This is a genomic window from Streptomyces sp. NBC_01190, assembly GCF_045039895.1.
Taxonomy (GTDB): Bacteria; Actinomycetota; Actinomycetes; order Streptomycetales; family Streptomycetaceae; genus Actinacidiphila.
Window position 1 is genome coordinate 3,893,695 of the sequence record NZ_CP108580.1, and the last position, 19,599, is coordinate 3,913,293.

Annotated in this window: 13 protein-coding genes; 3 read left to right on the forward strand and 10 right to left on the reverse strand. The window is 73.6% G+C overall.

Going from position 1 to position 19,599, the window contains the following annotated elements; all coding sequences use genetic code 11:
* Positions 1-47 precede the first annotated feature (47 nt).
* The 3 genes from OG519_RS16180 to OG519_RS16190 all read right to left on the reverse strand — a co-directional run bounded on the left by OG519_RS16180 (position 48) and on the right by OG519_RS16190 (position 3,408).
* On the reverse strand, positions 48-1,697 hold the full coding sequence (locus OG519_RS16180) for a long-chain fatty acid--CoA ligase (RefSeq protein ID WP_405583860.1): 1,650 nt from the start codon (positions 1,695-1,697) through the stop codon (positions 48-50).
* 90 nt (positions 1,698-1,787) lie between these two features.
* Positions 1,788-2,363 (reverse strand): SigE family RNA polymerase sigma factor, encoded by a 576-nt coding sequence (locus OG519_RS16185; RefSeq protein WP_405583862.1) that lies wholly within the window; start codon positions 2,361-2,363, stop codon positions 1,788-1,790.
* A gap of 154 nt (positions 2,364-2,517) precedes the next feature.
* Positions 2,518-3,408, reverse strand: coding sequence for a DUF1906 domain-containing protein (locus OG519_RS16190; protein WP_405583864.1), 891 nt, complete (start codon positions 3,406-3,408; stop codon positions 2,518-2,520).
* A 410-nt stretch (positions 3,409-3,818) separates the two neighbouring features.
* On the opposite strand from OG519_RS16190, the gene OG519_RS16195 reads away from it, so the two are divergent.
* Positions 3,819-5,576 (forward strand): trypsin-like serine protease, encoded by a 1,758-nt coding sequence (locus OG519_RS16195; protein ID WP_405583866.1) that lies wholly within the window; start codon positions 3,819-3,821, stop codon positions 5,574-5,576.
* 302 nt (positions 5,577-5,878) lie between these two features.
* On the opposite strand, the gene OG519_RS16200 is transcribed toward OG519_RS16195, so the two are convergent.
* Positions 5,879-6,907 carry a DUF2690 domain-containing protein gene (locus OG519_RS16200; protein ID WP_405583868.1) on the reverse strand — a complete coding sequence of 343 codons (1,029 nt, stop codon included), beginning with the start codon at positions 6,905-6,907 and terminating at the stop codon, positions 5,879-5,881.
* Positions 6,908-7,043: 136 nt separating this feature from the next.
* Here OG519_RS16200 and OG519_RS16205 point away from each other — a divergent pair, with 136 nt between their 5' ends.
* Positions 7,044-7,544: a peptidoglycan-binding protein gene (locus OG519_RS16205; RefSeq protein ID WP_405583870.1), complete on the forward strand. Its 501-nt coding sequence runs from the start codon at positions 7,044-7,046 to the stop codon at positions 7,542-7,544.
* On the opposite strand, the gene OG519_RS16210 is transcribed toward OG519_RS16205, so the two are convergent.
* Positions 7,528-8,769, reverse strand: a complete 1,242-nt coding sequence (locus tag OG519_RS16210) for a DUF2690 domain-containing protein (RefSeq protein ID WP_405583872.1) — start codon at positions 8,767-8,769, stop codon at positions 7,528-7,530. The two genes, OG519_RS16205 and OG519_RS16210, sit on opposite strands and share 17 nt — an antisense overlap.
* 387 nt (positions 8,770-9,156) lie before the next feature.
* Here OG519_RS16210 and OG519_RS16215 point away from each other — a divergent pair, with 387 nt between their 5' ends.
* Positions 9,157-10,374, forward strand: a complete 1,218-nt coding sequence (locus OG519_RS16215; protein ID WP_405583874.1) for a helix-turn-helix transcriptional regulator — start codon at positions 9,157-9,159, stop codon at positions 10,372-10,374.
* A 35-nt stretch (positions 10,375-10,409) separates the two neighbouring features.
* Here the strand turns inward: OG519_RS16215 and OG519_RS16220 are convergent, their stop codons facing one another.
* The 5 genes from OG519_RS16220 to OG519_RS16240 all read right to left on the reverse strand — a co-directional run bounded on the left by OG519_RS16220 (position 10,410) and on the right by OG519_RS16240 (position 19,561).
* On the reverse strand, positions 10,410-12,152 hold the full coding sequence (locus OG519_RS16220; RefSeq protein ID WP_405583876.1) for a protein kinase domain-containing protein: 1,743 nt from the start codon (positions 12,150-12,152) through the stop codon (positions 10,410-10,412).
* A gap of 49 nt (positions 12,153-12,201) precedes the next feature.
* A complete protein-coding gene (locus OG519_RS16225) occupies positions 12,202-12,480 on the reverse strand; it encodes a hypothetical protein (RefSeq protein ID WP_405583878.1) in 279 nt (92 codons plus the stop codon).
* Between the two features lie 186 nt (positions 12,481-12,666).
* Positions 12,667-14,412, reverse strand: coding sequence for a hypothetical protein (locus OG519_RS16230; protein ID WP_405583880.1), 1,746 nt, complete (start codon positions 14,410-14,412; stop codon positions 12,667-12,669).
* On the reverse strand, positions 14,336-14,650 hold the full coding sequence (locus OG519_RS16235; RefSeq protein WP_405583882.1) for a hypothetical protein: 315 nt from the start codon (positions 14,648-14,650) through the stop codon (positions 14,336-14,338). The genes OG519_RS16230 and OG519_RS16235 overlap by 77 nt, the downstream gene beginning before the upstream one ends.
* Positions 14,651-14,947: 297 nt before the next feature.
* Positions 14,948-19,561: an FtsK/SpoIIIE domain-containing protein gene (locus OG519_RS16240; protein ID WP_405583884.1), complete on the reverse strand. Its 4,614-nt coding sequence runs from the start codon at positions 19,559-19,561 to the stop codon at positions 14,948-14,950.
* Between the last annotated feature and the right edge of the window lie 38 nt (positions 19,562-19,599).

A 19,599-nucleotide genomic window follows, 5' to 3' on the forward strand; every position in this document is an offset into this window, starting at 1 on the left:
GACCCGGGCCGGCCCCGGCCGATCCGCCGGGCCCGCACGCCGCCCCGCTAGAGCAGGGTCACCTCAAGCTCGCCCGCCGCGTACGACTTACGGATCACCTTCTTGTCGAACTTCCCCACGCTCGTCTTCGGCACCGACGCCACCACCGCCCACCGTTCCGGCACCTGCCAGCGGGCGATCCGCCCCGCCAGGAAGTCCCGCAGCGCCGGGTAGTCCGCGGTGGCGCCCGCGCGCAGCACCACGGTCGCGAGCGGGCGCTCCCCCCACCGCTCGTCGGGGACGGCGACCACCGCCGCCTCCATCACGTCCGGGTGGGCCATCAAGTGGTTCTCCAGGTCGACCGACGAAATCCACTCGCCACCCGACTTGATGACGTCCTTCGCCCGGTCGGTGAGCGTGAGGTACCCGTCGTCCGAGATGACCCCGACATCACCGGTACGCAGCCAGCCGTCGGGGCTGAACTTGTCCGCAGGGCGCAGCGGTTCCGCCCCCGGGCCGCCGTAGTACGCGGCGGCGATCCACGGCCCGCGCACCTCCAGTTCACCGGCCGACGCGCCGTCCCACGGCATCACAGAGCCGTCAGGACCGATCAGCCGGGCCTCGACGGAGGCCGGGAAGCGCCCCTGCGTGATCCGGTACGCCCACTCCTCCTCGGCGCTCAGCCCGGCGGGCGGCTGGGCCACCGTGCCGAGCGGCGACGTCTCGGTCATGCCCCAGACGTGGCAGAGCCGTACGCCCAACTGCTCGTCGAACGCCTTCATCAGCGCGGGCGGGCACGCCGAGCCGCCGATGGTGACCCGCTTCAGCGAGGTGATGTCCCGTGGCTTCGCGGTCAGTTCGGCGAGCAGGGCCTGCCATATGGTGGGCACCGCGGCGGCGTGGGTGGGCCGTTCGCTCTCTATCATCTCGGCGAGCGGCCCGGGGTGGAGGAAGCGGTCCGGCATCAGCAGGTTGATGCCCGACATGAACGCGGCGTGCGGCACCCCCCAGGCGTTGACATGGAACATCGGGACGACCGGCAGCGAGATGTCGTGCGAGGTGAGGCCCATGGACTCGGTCGAGTTGACCTGGAGCGAGTGCAGATAGACCGAACGGTGCGAGAAGACGACGCCCTTGGGGTCGCCGGTGGTGCCGGAGGTGTAGCACATGGCCGCGGCCTCGCGTTCGTCGAGCTCCGGCCAGTCGTACGTGGTCGGCCGCCCGTCGAGCAGCGTCTCGTACCCGTGCACGGTGGGCAGCGCGCCGTCGAGCAGGGAGAGGTCGCCGGGACCGACGACCACCAGGTGCTCCACCGAGCCCAGTCGGGGCAGCAGCGGGGCGAGCAGCGGCAGCAGGCTGCCGTTGACGAGGATCACCCGGTCCGAGGCGTGGTTGACGATCCAGACCAACTGGTCGGCGGGGAGCCGCAGATTGAGGGTGTGCAGCACGGCGCCCATGGCGGGGATGGCGAGATACGCCTCCAGGTGCTCGGCGTTGTTCCACATGAGGGTGCCCACGCGATCGCCGCGCTCGATGCCGAGTTCGTCGCGCAGCGCGCCGGCCAGCCGGATCGCCCGCTCGCCGACCTCCCGGAAGGTGCGGCGCTGGGGTTCGTCCTCCCCGGTCCAGGTGGTGACCGTGGATCTGCCGTGCACGAGCGTCCCGTGGGTCAGGATGCGGGTGACGGTCAGCGGAACGTCCTGCATGGTGCTCAGCACACGGGCCTCCGGCGACGTCGACGAGGTCGTTTCCCGTGATTGTGCTGGCATACCAAGCGGTACGTCACTACCTGGTACGGCACGTTCCCGTCAGGCTGCCGCCGGCGCGGTCAACTCCCGCTCCCCGCCCGCCGGTCCGGCGCCGCTCTCGCGCAGCGGCTCCAGCTCCGGGTCGTCCCGCAGCTTGCCGAGCGCCCGCGACACCGCGCTCTTCACGGTGCCCACCGACACCCCGAGCAGCTCCGCGGTCTGCACCTCGCTCAGGTCCTCGTAGTAGCGCAGCACCACCATCGCGCGCTGGCGCGGCGGGAGCCGGACTATGGCGCGCAGCAGGGCGTCGCGCTGCGCCTGCTGCTCGGCCGGGTCGGGCCCGGTGCCGGGGCGCTCGGGCAGTTCGTCGGTGCTGAATTCGTCGACCTTGCGCTTGCGCCACTGCGAGGTGCGGGTGTTGACCAGGGTCCTGCGGACGTAGCCGTCGACGGCCCGGTGGTCGTCGATCCGGTCCCAGGCCAGATACGTCTTGGTCAGCGCCGTCTGGAGCAGGTCCTCGGCGTCGGCGGGGTTGGGGGTGAGGGCGCGCGCGGTGCGCAGCAGCGTCGGGCCCTTGGTGCGGACGTAGGCCGTGAACTGTGTCGTATTGGCGCTGGTGCACACAGGCGTGGTCATGGCTCAACGCTAGGAGCGGACGGGCCGCCGCGGATCGGCCGCAGGTGCCGACCGGGAATCACTCTCAGGTCGTAGGCCGGGGGGTGTCCCCACCTTCCGAGGTCGGAGCCGGGGGGCGGGGACCCGGAAGGGATGACCCGGGGACCGGGCGCCGTCAGCCCACCACCGCGACCGGCGCGTCGATCGCGTCCCGGTCGATGTTCAGCCGCTTGCCGCCGTGCGTCTCGGTGGCGCTGCCGACGTACTGGTGGATCCGGGCGTCCGGCGTCCACGCGCCGGGCGCCAGGCTCGGCTCGGTGGTCAGATCGGCGGCGACGCCCCAGCGGGCGTACCAGAGGGCGTCCGGCAGATCGGCGGCGCCGGCCAGCCGCGCGTTCTCCATGTGCTGCGCCCCGGAGTCGGCGCTGCTGTAGAAGCCGGAGAGATAGCCGCCGGCGGCCACCTGCCGGTCCCACCCCTGGATGAACTTCAAGGTGGCGGTGGTGCAGGCGGTGTCCCTGATGTCGTACGTCTCCATGTCCAGGTAGAGCGCGCTGCCCGGGTCGAGCCCGATGGCCCGCGCGGCCGCGATCGCGTCCGCCCCTTCGGCGGCGCCCTGGGCGTCGGGGTGCTTGGTGTCGATGCGGTACGGGTTCTTGTTGGCGCCGCTGACGCAGGGGCTCTGCGAGCCGACGAAGATGGGCAGCAGGCTCCAGCCGGACGCGCTGGTCCGGCGGACCCAGTCGGCCGTCAGATTGGTCTGGGACGAGCAGGCGCGGGCCCGGCCGCCGAAGTAGACGCCGATGGCCCGGTAGCTGGAATGGGCCAGCCAGGCGTCCATCGTGCTGAGGTCGGGGGCCTGACAGGTGTCGAACCCGTCGCCGTGGTAGATGCGGGCGGCGAGGGCGCGGTGCGCGGGTCCGGGGGGCGCGGGGTGCGTGGTGCGGCTCGACGGGAGGGGTCCCGCCGCGGTCGCGGTGGCCGCCGTGAGGACCAGGCAGGTCAGGGTGAGCGTCCCGGAGAGGCCGGAGCGGAAATATCCGATAACCGTATTTTTATGGCGCATTCTGCGAGTCAACGATGAGGGCGTGGCCGGGGCGGCGCAGACACGCCGCCACCCACCCTTCTGCCGTACAGCGCGCTGCGGCAACCCGGCGAAAGTTTGTCCACAGGGTGTGGACAAACTGTGATTCCCCTCGGCCGCCGGACCGGCCGACCCGCCACTCGATCGCAGCAGCGTTGGGCCGGCCGCCGTCGATAAAAAATATCGAGCCAGGCGACCGGCGGCCGACCGCACGACGTGGCGCTTTATCGGAACTTTGCCCATCGTCCGCGGAAAGGACAGGCGGCATTCCTACGTCTGTCATATGATCTGCCAGCCGCAGGTAGGGGGGACGCTCCTGCGGCCCAACATCCGTGCCGCCGCCGCGCCTTCGCGGCCGTCCGCGCACACATTTCCACTCTCAGGAGTTCCGCGTGCTTTTCACGCACCACAATGGGGGATCGCGGCGTCTGCCGCTCGTACGCCGGCTGCTGACCGCCTCGGTGGCGGCCGCCGCGCTGCTCGGCACCGGCCTCACGGTCACCGCCCACGCCGACGGACAGGCCACCGGGACCACCACCCGCCACCTGCTGCCACCGAAGGGATACACCACCACACCCGGTGGGTCAGGCCACGCCATCAAACCGCAGATCGTCGGCGGCACCCCGGCCGCGGCGAGCGCCGCACCCTGGATGGTGCAGCTCCTCTTCGCCTGGGACAACGACGACAACTACTACTTCACCTGCGGCGGCACCCTCGTCGCGCCCAACAAGGTGCTCACCGCGGCGCATTGCGTCGAGAACGAGGACGGCACCGCGCTCGACTGGGTCCACCAGGGCCTGGTCCTCGGCGGCACCAACAAGCTGGTCGGCGGCGGCGGTTCGAACCCCGCCGGCACCGTCGCGACCGTCAGCCGGGTCTGGCACTACTCCTCGTTCAACCCGACGACGATCGACAACGACATGGCGGTGCTCACGCTCGCCCAGCCGCTGCCGTACAAGACGCTGACCACGGCGAAGAACACCGACACCGCGCTCTACGCGCCGAACACCCAGGCCACCGTCTACGGTTGGGGCGTCACCGACTCCACGCCGGACAGCCCCAACCTGGCCGACACCCTCCAGCAGCTCACCCTGCCGGTGAACGCCGACGCCACCTGCAAGACCGAGCTCGACTCGGTCCTCGGCCCCAACTCCTTCGTCAGCGGGCACATGATGTGCGCGGGCCAGCCCGGCACGGGTGACGACACCACCGGCAAGTCCACCTGCTCAGGGGACTCCGGCGGGCCCCTGGTGGCCGGCGGGAAGATCCTCGGCATCGTCTCCTGGGGTGTCTCCACGCAGTCGCAGGACTGCAACGTCTCGGGTACGTACGACGTGTTCACCAACGTGTCGACCTACGGCGCGGCCATCCAGCCGCGCGTCGACGACACGGACATCTCCCGGGACGGCAAGGCCGACCTGCTGGTCCGCACCTCGGCCGGCGCCACGTACGCCTACGGCTCGACCGGCAGCGGCTTCAAGTCCCGCGTCACCGCGCCGTACAACGTCAAGGCGGACAACGTGGTGGTCCAGGCCGACCTGGACCGGGACGGCTACCAGGACTACGTGGTCCGCAACACCAGCACCGGCAACGTCTACTCGGTGCGGCGCACGGCGACCAACGCCACGTACAAGGGCACGCTGATCGGCACCAACTGGAAGACCCGCCGGGCGATCCTGGTCCCCGGCGACCTGACCGGTGACGGCCTGCCCGACGTGATCTCCGAGGACTCCAGCGGCCGCGTCTACCTCTACCCCGGCAAGGGCAACGGCACCATCGGCGGCGCCACCCTGGTCGCCACCGGCTGGCAGCAGTACAACCTGGTCACCGCGCACGGCGACTTCTCCAACGACGGCAAGGCCGACATCTACGCCCGTGACGCCAAGACCGGCAACATCTACCTGACCCCCGGCACCGGCAAGGCGTCCGCGCCCTTCGGCACCCGGCTGCTGATCGAGAAGGCCTGGACCGGCTACAACTCCATCATCTCGACCGGCGACATCTCCGGCGACGGCCGCGCGGACCTGCTCGCGCGCACCCCCGCCGGCACGCTCTACCTCTTCGACGGCACCGGAAAGACCACCTCGGCCGCTTTCGGCACCGCCATCAAGATCGGTACGGGCTGGCAGCAGTACAACCTCCTCGGCTGATCCCGGGTTGACCTCGGGTTACTCCGGGGCCTGCCCGCCCGACCCGCGCCCGACCGCGCCCCCTTCACGGGGAAGCGGCCGGGCGCGGCCTGTTGCCGGGCCGCAGCACATGGAGGCCGCCCGAAAGAGGCCCGGCCCGGGTCGCCGTGCGTGCCCGATGCCTGGTTCTCGGGGTCAGCCCCGGATGGGGCTCGCGGTCGGTGGGCGGCACGCTGCCGGCGGAGTGGCGGCGCATCCGCGCATCGCGTAGGTGAGGTCCCCTCGGATCACCTCCGGGCGGGGGCGCGGCGGCGGGCAGGTGCTCATTTGGCGGGGGTGGTCGCGGGCCGGGCCGAGGGAGGGATCGGTGGGTTGGGGGCCTCGGTGAGGTGTTCGGTGCCGCCCGGGAGAGTGCAGGCGCGGAGGCCGGAGGTGAGCTGGAAGCAGGCCTTGGCCGCCGAAGGGCTGGGGGCGGCGACCATGGGGCTGTAGATGTCGGTGTCGTAGTGGACCTTGTCCTGGTGGCTCCGGCCTCCCGTGGCGACGACCCGGGCGATGTCGCCGGGGCGTCCCCAACTGATGCGGGCCCAGGCGGCCTTGCAGGCGTCGCTGTAGCGCAGCTCCAGGTAGACCCCGTCGACCCGCCGCAGGGCGGATGTCCACGCGTCGCCGCCGCAGCCCGCCGGACCCGGGTTCTTGCCGTCGCAACTGTCCGCGAAGCAGTTGACGTCGAGCTGCCTGGTCGGCGTGTCCGGACCCGGTGTGGCGACCCGGTCGGCGCCGACGGCCGCGTGCGGGCTGAACGCGCCGGTCAGGAAGGCCGACAACGCCGCGGCGACGGCCAGCACGACCGCCGCCCAGACCAGCGTCCGCCGGCTGAAGCCACGACCGGCGATCAGCTCCGGCTGCTCCGGGTACTCCGACCGCTCCGGCTGCTCCGGCTGCTCCGGGTACTCCGGCTCTCCCGTCCCCGCCGTGGCCACCGGCTCCGGCCCGGGCCCCGGAGCGGATGCCTCGGGCGCCAGCTCATCGGCCTCTCCGGCCGCCCCGACCTCCCGGCCCGCCCCGCTCTCCCGGGCCTCGCGGTCGTGCCACGCCGCGTTCGCCAGTTCCCACAGCGCCGCCAGCCGGCCCGGGTCGGCGTCGGCCAGCTTGCCCAGCGAGGCCACCGCGTGCAGCGGCGGCAGGGCCTTGGCGTTGAGATAGCGTTCCCAGGAGGACTTGCTGTACGGGGTGCGCACCGCCAGTGCGGCCAGGCTGAGTCCGCCGCGCTCCTTCAACACCCGCAGCTCGACGACCAGGTGCCGGATGTCGGAGGCCAGACCGTCGGGTAGCGGCTTTGACTCGCTCACGCACGCCCTCCGGTGCCCCAGTGCGTTCCGTACGGATCCCTCGTGTGTCCACACTGTATCCACCACCGGCCGAACCTCAGCAGTGCTTTCGTACAACGTCGCGCGCAGACGGCTCAGTTGGCATGATGACGGTGCCATGGGCGGAGAGACCGCGGCGCGCGCCGCACTGTGCGTACTGCTTCTTGCGGCGGTGTGCGCGGGGGCCGGTGCCCCGGCGGACCGTCGGTCCGGCGACCCGGGTGACCGCGTGGTCGTCGCCGGCGGACTGCCCACCGAGCCGCAGCTCGTCGTCGGCGTCAGCCGGCCGAGCGACCTGGTCGGCCTGTGGCAGAGCGTGCTGTGGGCCGACGGTTACTCCGCGCCCTCCGCCGTCACCTGCGCGTACGACGAGACGACCGCCGCCACCACCCGCGTCTGGCAGAGCAACCACCACCTGATCCCGGACGGCATCGTCGGGCCGGCCACCTGGGGTGCGGCGGCGGCGCGCATCGTCCCGGCGGGCGGCTGGCTGGTCTACCAGGGCGAACGCTACGGTCTTCCGCTGCGCCCGGCCCCGGGCGGCGCCTACGAGGTCTACGACGCCGGCCGGTTCCACCCGCTGCGTACGGACTCCGTCACCCTCACGGACTGCCGCTGACGGCGTCGATCCAACTGTCGTACCGCGCCACGCCCAGTTGACGGCCGTCGACGACGACCGTGGCGCGCGCCGCGTCCGGCCCGCTGCCCACCATCGCGGTGTACGCGCCGCCCGCGACGGCCGCCTGCTGGTCGCCGCCGGTCGTGGTGACCCGCAACCCGGCGGCCCCGGCCGGAGTCTCGACCTCCGCCCAACTGGCCCGGCAGGCCGGGCTGTACTGAAGGGTCAGGACATGGTCGTACGCGCGCAGCCGGTGGACGACGACGCGGTCGCGATCGCACCGCTCGCGGTACGGGTCCAGACCCCGGCAGCCGGCCAACTGGCAGCCGGCCTCCGCCCGGCCCGCCGCGCTCAGCAACGGCCACGGCCACGCCGGTGCTCCGGAGGGGGCGCCGGCCGGCGGGCGGGCGGCCTTCGTCCCGGTGTGCCACGGCTGGGCGAGCAGGAGGGCGGCCAGCAGCGAACAGACCGCGGCGGCGGCCAACGGCAGGCCGGCGCGGGGGCGGGGGCGGGGGCGGGTGCCGAGGCGGCGGCTCGGCGAGGGCGCTCGGGCCGCCGGTACGGAGCCGGCCGCCGAAGTGCCCCGGCCGGCAGGGACATTGGGCGTGGTCGGTGCGTCGGTCGCGTCGGTCGCGTCGGTCGCGTCGGTCGCGTGCGAACGGCCGGGCGTGGTCGGCGCGTTGGGCGCGGCGCTCGCGTGCGAGGCGTCAGGCGCACCCGGCACGACGGGCGCGTGCGAACGGCCGGGCGTAGTCGGCGCGTTGGACGCGTGCGAACGGCCCGGCGTGGTTCGCGCGTTGGACGCGGCGGTCACCTGCGAGGCGTCAGGCGCATCCGGAGCGGCGGACGCGTGCGAACGGCCGGGCGCACCCGGCGCGGCGGGCGTACGCGGGACCCGAGCTTCCGGGTTCCGGTCATGTCTCGCCGGGCGAAGGCCGGCGTCACCGGTCGGGTTCTCCCCCGTCCAGGCGTGGACGGCCGACTCCCACAGCACGCGAAGGTGCTCGGCCTCGGCCTGCGTCAGCCGGCCCAGACCCTCGACCGCCTGCCAGGGCGGCAGCCTGCGGCCGTTGAGGTAGCGCAGCCAGGAACTCCGGCTGTAAGCGGTCTTGCTCGCGACGGTCGCCGTGGTCAGCCCGTGCCGGTCCACGCACTGGCGCAGCTCCCGTACCAGCCGGACCACTTCGGCCGGCAGGTCGCTCCCCAGCGGCTGCCAGCGTGCCACGACGGCGCCCCCCTTCTCCCGCGCGGCCACTATCTCACAGGTGTCCCGTTCCGTGACCCGGCGGCGGGGTGTTCTCGCAGGTCAGATGGGTGGACGTCCCGAGATTGCGGCACCTGGCGGGCAGCGCTGGCCGCCCCACGCCCGCCCGTCCCAGACTCGGGGTCGGCACCTGCGCGACGGCCCCGGCCGCCGTACCGCCGCCCTGCCGGAGGGGACCGGGCGGCGGTACGGGCAGTTCGGGCGTTTCAGACGGTACGGACGGTACAGACGGTACAGACAACGCCGCTGCCCCGCGAACACCCGGCCACGGCACGGGCTTCCGCGCGGCCGCCGGTGGCGGCGCCGCAGGTGCGCACGGCACTTCACGCACCGCGGGGGAAACCGAACATGACGGCACATGACACCTCGTCCGGCTCGGGCGGGCACGAGAACGCGAACGCTCCATCGGCCATCGCCGACCGGCGCCACCGGCCACCCGCGGTCGGCAGGCCCGGCGCGCGGGTCGGGCCGCCGTACGCCGCCGACCGTCCGCGAGCCCCGCAGGCCTTGGCAGTTCCGGCGGTGGCGACCCTGCTGACCGGCGATGCTCCGCTCGGAGCCTGGGCCTGGACCGGTACGGCCGCGCCGACGGCCCCACAACCCGTCGCGCTCGGGCCGGTCCGGCTCTCGCTGCTGGACACGCCCGCGCCACCGGCCGCGGTGGAGATCAAGGCGGAGATCAAGGCGGCGGGCGCGGGCCGCCCGGCGGGCAGCCACTCGCCCACCTGGCACCTGGTCTTCGCGAGCGACGGGCCGCTCCTCCTCGGCCGCGGCCGGCCACGCGTCCGGCTGAAGCCCGGCAGCTTGATCCTGTGGGAGCCCTCCGCCCGCTTGTGGCTCCGCGCCGACACGGCCGGCTCCCCGGTCCGAGCGCTGGTCCTCCATGTGCCCGGCGCCGCCTTGCCGTTGCCCGCCGAGGTGCTTCGCGCCATGTCCGGACGTCCGGCACCGACCGGGTCGGGGCCTGCCGCGCTCCTGGCGGCCCTCCTCCACGGACTCGCCGCACACGCCCCGTCCGCCGAGGCCCGCCACACCGCCTGGCTGGGCAGCGCCGCGGTCAACCTCCTGACGGCTTTCCTCGCCGACGAAACCGCCCTCCCCCGGACCGCCCTCCCCCACGTCGAACGGGAGGTCGGGGCCCAAGGGGAGGCCGAGGTGGAAGGGGCGGTCAAGCTCGAAGGCGCGGCCGACGCCGCGTCCGTACCGGCCCCGTACCCCGCCCCCTCGGGCACCGACCTGCTGCTGCGCGACATCAAGGCGTACATCGAACACCACCTGCCCGACCCCGGCCTGTCCCCGACCCGCATCGCCGCCGCCAGTCACATCTCGCTGCGCTACCTGCACCACCTCTTCCAGCGCGACGGGCGCACCGTCGGCGCCTTCCTGCGCGAACGCCGCCTGGAACACTGCCGGGCGGACCTGGCCGATCCGGCCCAGACGCGGCGCAGCGCGTGCGAGATCGCGAGACGCTGGGGCTTCGGCGACCCCGCCGTCTTCAACCGCACCTTCAAGTCGGCGTACGGGGTCACGCCCGGCACGTATCGCGGGCAGCGGCCACGGGGGTGACATCGGGGTGAGGCCGGGGTGACGCGATACGCGGCTCACGACCGCAGCGCGGCCCAGGTGTTGGCGCCCACCTCGCCGTCGACCTTGAGGTGGTGCTTGCCCTGGAACTTCTTGACCTCGGTCAGCGTGTCGGCACCGAAGATCCCGTCCACGCCGCTGGGGCCGATGTTGTACCCGCGGGCCTTGAGCACGCACTGGACCTCCTTCACGCGGGAGTTCTGCTGGCCGTAGACCGTGAGGGTCGTGCCGGAGTAGTACGCGCAGGACTTCCAGGCCGGGGCCGGGGTGGTGGTCCGCGCGGCCGACGGAGCGGGTCGCGGCGCCGCGGCGGAGGTGGTGTGCGGTGCGGCCGGCGGGGCTACGCGCGTCGGCCGCGGCCGGGCCGGGAGCGTCCCGTCGCCGGCCGGCGCGTTCCCGGCCGGGGGTACGACCGTGACCGTCACGACGGCGGCCGGGTTGCGGGCGCGCGGCGGCGACGAAGGCGGCGTGGTACGTGAGGTGGGCGTGGCGTGCGGTGACGTCGTGGCGGGCGCGGCGGAGTGCGCTCCGGTGGGCGGAGGCGCGGCCTCCTGGTGCGGGGCGCCACCGGAGGCCGCCAGCGCGACGGCCGTCCCGGCGAGCGCCAGCGCGGCCGCCGCGCCCACGGCCAGCGGCCATCGGCGCCGGCGGGCCGCCCCCGCTTGCCGGTCCTCGGGTTTGGTGCGCCGCAGGATCGTCTGCTGGTCCATGGGCCGCACCACCGGCGCCGTACCGCTCCAGCCCGCCCGCGCCGTCACCGTCCCGGCGACCATGCCCGGCCACTCGGCGCCGGCGGCGTGGTCCCGCGCGGCTTCGACCACGTCCTGCGGGCCGGGGCGCCGCTCCGGGTCCTTGTCCAGACAGCGGCCGACCAGTGCGGCGAGTTCGGGATCGCGCCGGGCGACCTCGGCGAGCACCTCCTCGCTCGGCGGCGCGTAGATGATCCGGTGGATGACATCGCCGGTGGTGCCCTCACCGAAGGGGGCCGAGCCCGCGACCGCCACGGCGAGCAGCGAGCCGAGGGAGAACACGTCGGACGCCGTGCCGACCTTTCGGCCGTCCGCCTGTTCCGGGGACATGAAGGCCGGGGTGCCCAGGTGCTGACCGGTCATGGTGAGCGAACTGGCGTCGGCGGTGTGCGCCACCCCGAAGTCGATGACCCGCGCGCCGTCCGGCCCCAGCAGGACGTTGGACGGCTTCAGGTCGCGGTGGACGATGCCCACGGCGGCGATCGCGGTGAGCGCCTGGCCGATCTCGTACGCCAGCCGCCACCCGACGGCCGCGGGCAGCGGCCCGCACCGTACGACCGCGTCGGCCAGACTGAGCCCGGGTACGTAGGCGGTCGCCATCCACAGCAGCTCGTCATCGTCGTAACCGGAGCCGAGCAGTTCGGCGGTGTACGTCCCGTGCACCCGGCGGACGGCGGCCACCTCGCGCTCGAAGCGGCGGCGGAACCGCTCGTCCTCGGCGTACTCCGAACGGATCACCTTGACCGCGACGAGCGACCCGGCCGCGTACGTCCCTTCGGTCTCGGCGTCCCTGCCGAGGTACAGCCGGCCCATGCCCCCGCCGCCCAGCCGGGCGAGCACCCGGTAGGGGCCGATGCGGGAGGGGTCGGACCCGCGCAGCGGGCCTGCCCCCAGAAGCGCCAGGTCGGCCGCGTCCAGCTCGCCCCCGTCCGGCCGGCCGGCGGCGGCTTGAGCGTTGGCATGGGCGTCGGCACGCGCGTCGTCAGCGGAGGCGGGGTTCGTCTCGGGCATGCGGCGTCCTCGGTCCTCGTCCGTCCTCTGCGCGGCTTCTATCCGGCCGTTACGCGCCGCCCGCCTGCGAGATGTTGGTGAGGATCTTCTGGACCTGCTGCTGAAGGTGTTCGAGCGACGCCTTCATCTTGTCCAGGTCGCCCTTGGCCTGCGGCCACACCTCACCCCTGAACTTCTGGGCCAGCGGGCCGTCCCAGTGGCTGGGGTCGCTCAGCGTCTGGCCGTGGCTGTTGAGCTGCTGGATGAGTCCGGGAAGCTGATTGGTGATCAGGCTGAGCATTTTCGCCGCTTCCTGATGCGCCAGGTCGGTCGATTTAACGGTCGCCATTTCCGGTCCTTTCCCAGGCCACTGCCGTCACGGACATCCTCCGCCGCCGTATCCGGCCTGTCGTTGACGTCCAGCGCAGACCCGTTGACGCTGCGCGCCACGCCCCACCACCCTCCCGGCCCTGATGGATGCGTCCGACGTCCTCGCGGCGCTTGGCGGACGTCCTTCGGATCTCGGGCGACGGGCTCACGGCATGGGGCCGTCGAGAAGCTTGAGGAGTTCTTCGAGGCTCCTCCCCCGGTCGGCCTTCACGCGCTGCGCGCGGGCCCAGCCCGGCTTGTTCAGCAGCTTGGCCAGCTCCGCCATACCTCCTGGGCCCCGGAGATCCCCCACCTGGAGGGTTTTGCCGTCATCGGCCACGAGCGTGCCCGACGCGACCGCTCGCAGCGCGAAGAGCACGTTCGCCCTGCGTTTCAGCACCTCGTTCATGGCCTCGTCAGGCGGAAGCCGCCCGGCCCTGATGTCGTGGTTGATCTCGCCCGCGAGCTCCTTGTCGAGTTCGCCCACGCCGTCTTCGGTCCACATGCTCGCGACGATCGGCTGAAGGTCGTTCGTGGCGACACCCAGACCCGCCTGGATCAGCATCTCGCTCACCTCCCCGACCGCCGCCAGCTCGGGGAGCATGAACAGGCCGTCGGCCACGAGTGAGGTGATCAGCCCGAAACGTGTTCCCGCGACGTCCTGTTCGCGTTGCGCCAGATCCTGGTAGTCCAGTTCGATCCACGTGCCGAGCATGCGGAGCGGCACCATGTTCTGTCCGCTGGCGTCGGCCCATCGCGTCAACGCGTCGCCGTACTTCTCAGGATCGGCGTCGGCTTTCGGCGGAGGCACCAGCAGATGGACCTGACAGGCACGTGCGAAGGCCATGAGATGCGGCGTGATCGCCTTGAGTTGGGCTTCGGTGTAGTGGAGCTTCAAGGTCGGCGCACCGCCGGATCTCGGATCCGGGATCGTCAGCAGGGCCGAAGAGAGCTTGCTCACCCATGATGTGATCTGCTCAGGATCCTCGGCGTGCCTGGTCGCGCTGGTGAGCACCTTGATCAGCGCGACCGGCAGGCCCTCGGGGGCTCGGCTGGGGGCCAGCATGCCGAAGATCTGCGCCGAGTCGAGAGCGTCCGCGAAGTGCGCCGAAGCCACCGGATCGGCGGCCAGGTCGCTCAGGAAATCCACCGCGTGCACGCTCTTGGGAATGCGGGACACGATCTTGTGGATGAGCGTATCGGTGACGCTCTGGTCCAGCGCACCGCTCCGGTAGGCGCTCACCAGTGGCGGGATGGTCTTCTCATCGATCGGGAGCAGCGTCTTCAACTGAGCCGGGGTGAGGGCGTTGAAGAATCCCGCGGCGAAGTAGGGGTCGTGGCCGTGCTCGGCCAGTTCGGCGGTGAGCCGGGACATCGGGTCGTCGCCGTCGATTCCGGGAAGGCCGGCCGCCAGGCGAGCGCCAGCCGCCATGTCGTCGGAGTGCTCCTGAGCCAGGAGGGCCGCGTCGGTGGTCTTCACGGGCCCGGTCGTCGGCCGCGCGATGCCGAGGTCGCCGCGCGCCGACCCGCCACCTGCCGCGGCGAAGGCGTGTCCGGTGTGCCTGACGCTTCGATCGGTCGCGTACACCCGGGTGAGCAGGGAGTCGACCTCGATGCCGATCGTGTCTCCACCGCGGTGGCTCCCGCTGATACCGCGGATGTCGTTGCCGAAGTCGACCGCGCCCGCCTGGTACGCGGTGATGTACTCCCGGAGCGTTCCGCGGACCCACGCGGCGAGTTCGCCGGTCGCCTGCGTGGTCCGGTCCGAATAGTCGAACAGTTTGCCCGGTGTCGCCGATGCCTCACCCGCTTTGTGTGCCCTCATGCGTGTCCCCTCATCGACTTCCGGAATGTGCGCGCTGAGCGGAATCGGTCGCCGCCTGCACCAGTGTCTGGAGCCGGCGCGCTTCATCGGCCAGATGGGTGAGCTCGGCATGCTCACGACCGACTTTGGCGTCGAACTCGTCCCTGTTGTTGCCGCGCCAGGGCACGGAAACCGCGGGATGGTCAGGGCAGTCGAGGTCCGATCCACCGAGTTCCCGCCGCTTCCGGTTGAGGTCGTGCAGCTTTTCGCTCAGATATCCCAAGGCCCAGATGATGTCGGCGGCTGCCGCGAAGTCGTACGCGACCGGCTTGTGCGGGTGCGGCATGGAGCGGATACCTCGATTCCTCTTCGCGTCTTCGCGGTGTGTCACGAACGGCGGCTGGGCCAGGCCTTGGCACCGGTCCGGCCGCCGACGGCGAGGCGTGGGTCCTGGACCTTCCCGGCCTCGGTGCACGTCCACCTGCCAGCTTGTCGGAGACCGCGGACGATGTCGTTGGCAGCGCGCGCACGGTCGTTGTCCCAGGGCGCAACGCTCCGGCCTCCTCCGGGCGCCCCCGCCGGTGTCCACGGTTTCCCGGGGCGTTGGCACGCTCCTGACGCCGCGCGCAGCCGTTCTCGGCTGTCAGCGCGCCACCTGGACGCCGGTCGCGATGCCGTCGATGACCAGGTAGCCGCGGCCGGGGAGGGGTGCGAGGCGGTCGTGGCGGGGCAGGGTCGCGCCGAGCAGGTCGCCGTCGAGGTCGTGGTCGGGGGCGAGCAGGATGCCGCAGCGGCTGCCGCGGGCGTGCTGGGTCCAGTGGCCGTAGGTACGGCGCAGGGCGTCGGCGCGACCGGCGGCCACGAGGTGGTGTCCGGGGCCGGCCGCGGCCAGCCAGCGGTCCAGGACCCCGAGGTCGTCCGCCACCGTGTCGGCGTCGTCGACGAGGAGGAGGGTGGGGCCCGGGTACGGGGCGAGGGCCGCTTCGAGGGCGCCGTACCCGGTGACGAGCGCGGTCAGGCCGGGCAGTTCGCGCAGCGGCGAGCGGCGGGGGGCGAACGCGACGACGGCCGGCGCGTCCCCCGCGGCCAACGCGTGCGCGGCGCCCGGCCCGTCCCCCGCGGCCGTCACCTGGCGGGCGATCGTGCACAGCGCGGTGGAGCGGCCGGACCGCTGCGGCCCGGCGATGAGCGCGTGCTCCTGCTCGTACAGCCGCAGCGCCGTGCCGCCGAGGGTGTCCGCGTCGAGGCCGACCGGGATCAGCCAGGGCTCGCCGGCCACCTCCGCCGGTGCCGCGAGTGCGCGGAGCGGGATCTCGGCGGCCAGCAGGCCGACGCGGGGCGCGGTGCTGACGGCGCCGGGCCGGCCGGCGGCGCAGGCGGCCACCGCGGCGGCGAGGTCCCCGGCGGGCAGGCCGATCTGGATCACCTGGCGGGTGGCGGCGACCAGCGCCCGCCCGGGAACGTACGCCGGGACCGCGCCGCGCGGCACGTCGAAGTAGCCGTACTCGCCGGGGTCCGCCATGCGCATCAGCAGCTTCTGCTGGGTCAGCGCCGCCCACGCGGACGGCACCGCGCCGGAGCGGTCCGCGGTGACGACGAAGCGGATGCCGACGGCGGGGCCGTCCGCGTAGACCCGGGCGAGTTCGTCGATGAGGTTCATCCCGGCGAGGTCCTTGTCGAAGTCCGACAGCAGCGCCCCGAGGTTGTCCAGGAGCACCAGCCAGTCGGGGGCGGGCGGTGAGGCGGCGGGTGGCGCGTCGGTGGCGGGCGATCCGGCGGCCGGTGCCCCGGCGGTCGGCGGCTCGGCAGCGGGCGCTCTGGCAGTCGGCGGCTCGGCGGCCTGCGCCGGGCCGGCCCCGCGTGCCTTGCGCTCGTCGAGTTCCCTGCGCAGCAGCCGGATCAGGCGGATCTGCCGCTCGCGCTCGGCCGGCCCGATGTGGGCCCCGGTGTGCGGCAGTCCGCCCAGCGGGGCGAGGTCGCCCGCGCCCATGTCGAGGGCGAAGATGTGGCACCGCTCGGGCGGCTGGGCCCGCGCGACGGCCAGCGCCAGGGCGGCCAGCGCGGTGGAGGTGCCCGAACCGCCGCCGCCGTAGATCAGCAGGTTCCCCGCCGCGGGATCCCAGCCGACCGCGTACTGCCGCTGCCGCTCGGGGTCGTCGGCGAGGGCGTACGCCGGCAGTCCCGCCGCTTCCGTCTGGAGCGCGCGGTCCGCCACGGGCGGCAGAGCGGCGGCGGGTACGACGGCGGGCAGCGGGTCGGGCCAGGGGCGGCGCGGCGCGGCGAAACCGGCCAGCTTCGCCGCGTGCCCGGTGGCCGCCACCAGGCGTCGCAGGTCGGTCGGCAGGTCGGTCGGGCCGCCGGAATCCGCCGCGTGCGGTCCGGAAGCGGGTCCGGAGGCGAGCGCGGAGGCGGGTCGGGAGTCCGGGCCGGTGGCGAGCCCGGCGCCCGGCCCGGCGTCCGGCCCGGTGGCGGGCAGGCCCAGCAGGAACGGGACGGCGGTCGCCGGGACCGTGCCGGCCGTCTCCGGGGTGACGCCGGTGGCCAAGGCGGTCTGCACCGGCAGGACTTCGCGGGCGCTGAGCCGGTAGAAGGCCCGGCCCCACTGCCGGCTGCCGATCGCCGCGGCGGCCGGGTCGTCGATGACGTCCTGCGAGTCGCCGGCCGACTCCAGCCGCAGTGCGATACGGAGCTTGACGTTGTTCTTGATCGCGTCGCTGACGGAGCCGGCCGGCCGCTGGGTCGCCATGATCAGATGCACGCCCAGGCTGCGCCCGCGCTGCGCGATGCCCACGAGGGCGTCCACGAAGTCCGGCAGGGCCTTGACCAGCGTGGCGAACTCGTCGATGACCACGGCCAGCCGCGGCATCGGCTCCAGCTCGCCGCGTCCGGTGTCCCGCAGCCGCTGGTAGTCGCGTACGTGGCTCAGCCCCGTCTCGCGCAACAGCCGTTCGCGGTGGTGGAGTTCGGCCTCCAGGCAGCGCAGGGCCCGTTCGCCGAGCTGTTCGTCGAGGTCGGTGACCAGCCCGACGGTGTGCGGCAGCGCGGCGCACTCGTCCAGCGCGCCGCCGCCCTTGTAGTCGATCAGGGCGAAGGTGAGGTGCTCCGGGTCGGCGTCGACCGCCATGCTCGCGATGAGGGTGCGCAGCAGTTCGCTCTTGCCGGAGCCGGTCGTCCCGGCGATGAGCGCGTGCGGGCCGTCGTCGTCGAGGTCCACGGTGAACACGTCCCGTTCGGTGACGCCGAGCACCGCCCGGACCCGCAGCTCGGGCGCCCGCTTCTTCCAGTGTCCCGCCACCGCCGCGCCGTCCACCCGCTCCAGGTCGAGCAGCGGGAGCAGCGCGATCCGGTCCGGCAGCCCGGCGCCCTCGATCCGCAGTTCGGGATCCTCGAAGCGGGCCAGCGCCCGTGCGGTGTCCCGCGCCTCGGCCGCCGGCATGCCGTCGAGCAGCACGCGCTCCACGGTCGTGCCGAGGGCGACGTCGCGGACCTGCCCCGTCCCCTCGGACGAGGCGGTGACCACGGAGGTGCACAGCGCGGGCAGCCGGGTGGTCAGCACCAGCGCGCCGCAGCGTACGGAGGGGCTCGCGATCAGGTCGCGCAGGCGGTTGGGGCGGCCCTCGAGGAGAGTGGCGCCGTCCACGACCACCAGCAGGACCGGGCCGGGGTCGGATCCGCCGGTCGCGGCGTTCGGCGCCGCTCTCGACGGCGACGCGGCTCTCATCGGCGACCCGCCTTTCCCGGGCGGCCCCGCGGCGAGGAGGTACTGGGCGAGGGTGTCCGCCTGCTCATGGCCGACGGCGGCCAGGCGGGTGGTCCCTGACCGTACGTCGGCGCCGTGCGGCAGCCACTTCGTCCAGTCCCAGTCGGCGAGCCGGTCGGCGTCGGTGAACACCGCCACCGTGACGTCCGCGGGCCCGCTGCCCACCACGGCCTGGCACAGCAGGGACCGGGCGACGGCCAGGCACGCCTTGCGGTCGCCCTCGAAGCCCACCGCCTCACCCGCCGAGACACCGACCACCACGGGCACCTGCGGCAATACGGATCTGCCCGCGATTACGGCCGCCGCTTCCGGGGCCGGCTCGGCGGAGCCCCGTTCCAGCGGCGGATCCCAGGGCAGGTCGGCCGTGCCCGCCACGAGGTGGAGGAAGTCCGCGGCGGCCGGGCGCCGCTCCCACAGCGCGGTCCCGGGGGCCGCCGCCCGGTACCGTACCTCGGCCGGATCGGGGTGCGCGGCGCGGCGCAGGCGCACCTCCTCGGCGTGCCGGCGCTCCACCGCGCTTTCGAACTCCGCGAGCCGGGCCGCGTACTCCCGGCTCCCCCGGCGGAGCGTGGACCTGCCGCGCAGCCGCTCCTCGGCGAAGTTGCCCAGGAACATCACGGGAGTGAGCGCCGCGATGGCCGCGTAGCGCGGGTCGCCGGTCAGCGCGACGATCGCGGCGGCCATGGCGAGCGGGCCGAGCAGGGCGGCGACGCTGAAGGGGGCCTTGTGCGTACGGGCCGGGGGCGCGGGAACCGCGATCGGCGCGGCGGCGGCCGGACGCCCGCCCCGTGGCGGGCGGTTGAACGGCAGCGTCCCGCCGGGCCCGGCCTCGCGTACGGCGTTGATCCGCTGCACCGGTCCGAGCCGGTCGGCGGGAAGGACGCGGAGCAGCAGCTCACCGCCGAGCGAGACCAGGTCGTCGGGGCGCACCGGCGCGGTCGCGCGGATCCTGCGGCCGGCCACGTCCGTACCGTTCGCCGAGCCGAGATCGGTGACGGTGACCCGGCCGTCGGGCAGCACGTCGAAGGCGGCGTGGCGGCGTGACACACCCGAGGCCACCACCCGCACGTCGGCTTCCTCGCCGCGCCCCACGACGGTACGGCCTGCCGGCAACGGGACGCTGCGGCCCGCCTCCAGGCCGCCGATCAGCGACAGGACGGGCCCCGGCTTCCGCAGCGCGTCGGCGGGCCCGCGGGTCATGGGGCCGTCGGTCAGGGGGGCGCCGATCGACGGCCCGGCCGCGGCGTACCGACCGACGACGGACTCCCCTGTCCCGGCCCGGCCGACCACGGGCCCACCGGCGGCGGCCACCCGGGATCCGTGCACGAGACCGGACTCGCGCACCACTGTCTCGGGCGGCATCACCCGTCCGTCGACGGCGAGCACCCGGCCTCGCATCCCGACGGCGGCGGCCAGATCGGCAAGGGTGGCATCGGGCCGCCCGAACCGCACGTCGACGTCCCACTCCCGGCCCTGGTCGACACAGACGATCCGCACCGCGCGCCCCCTCCCCACCGGCCCGCATGGCCCGACGC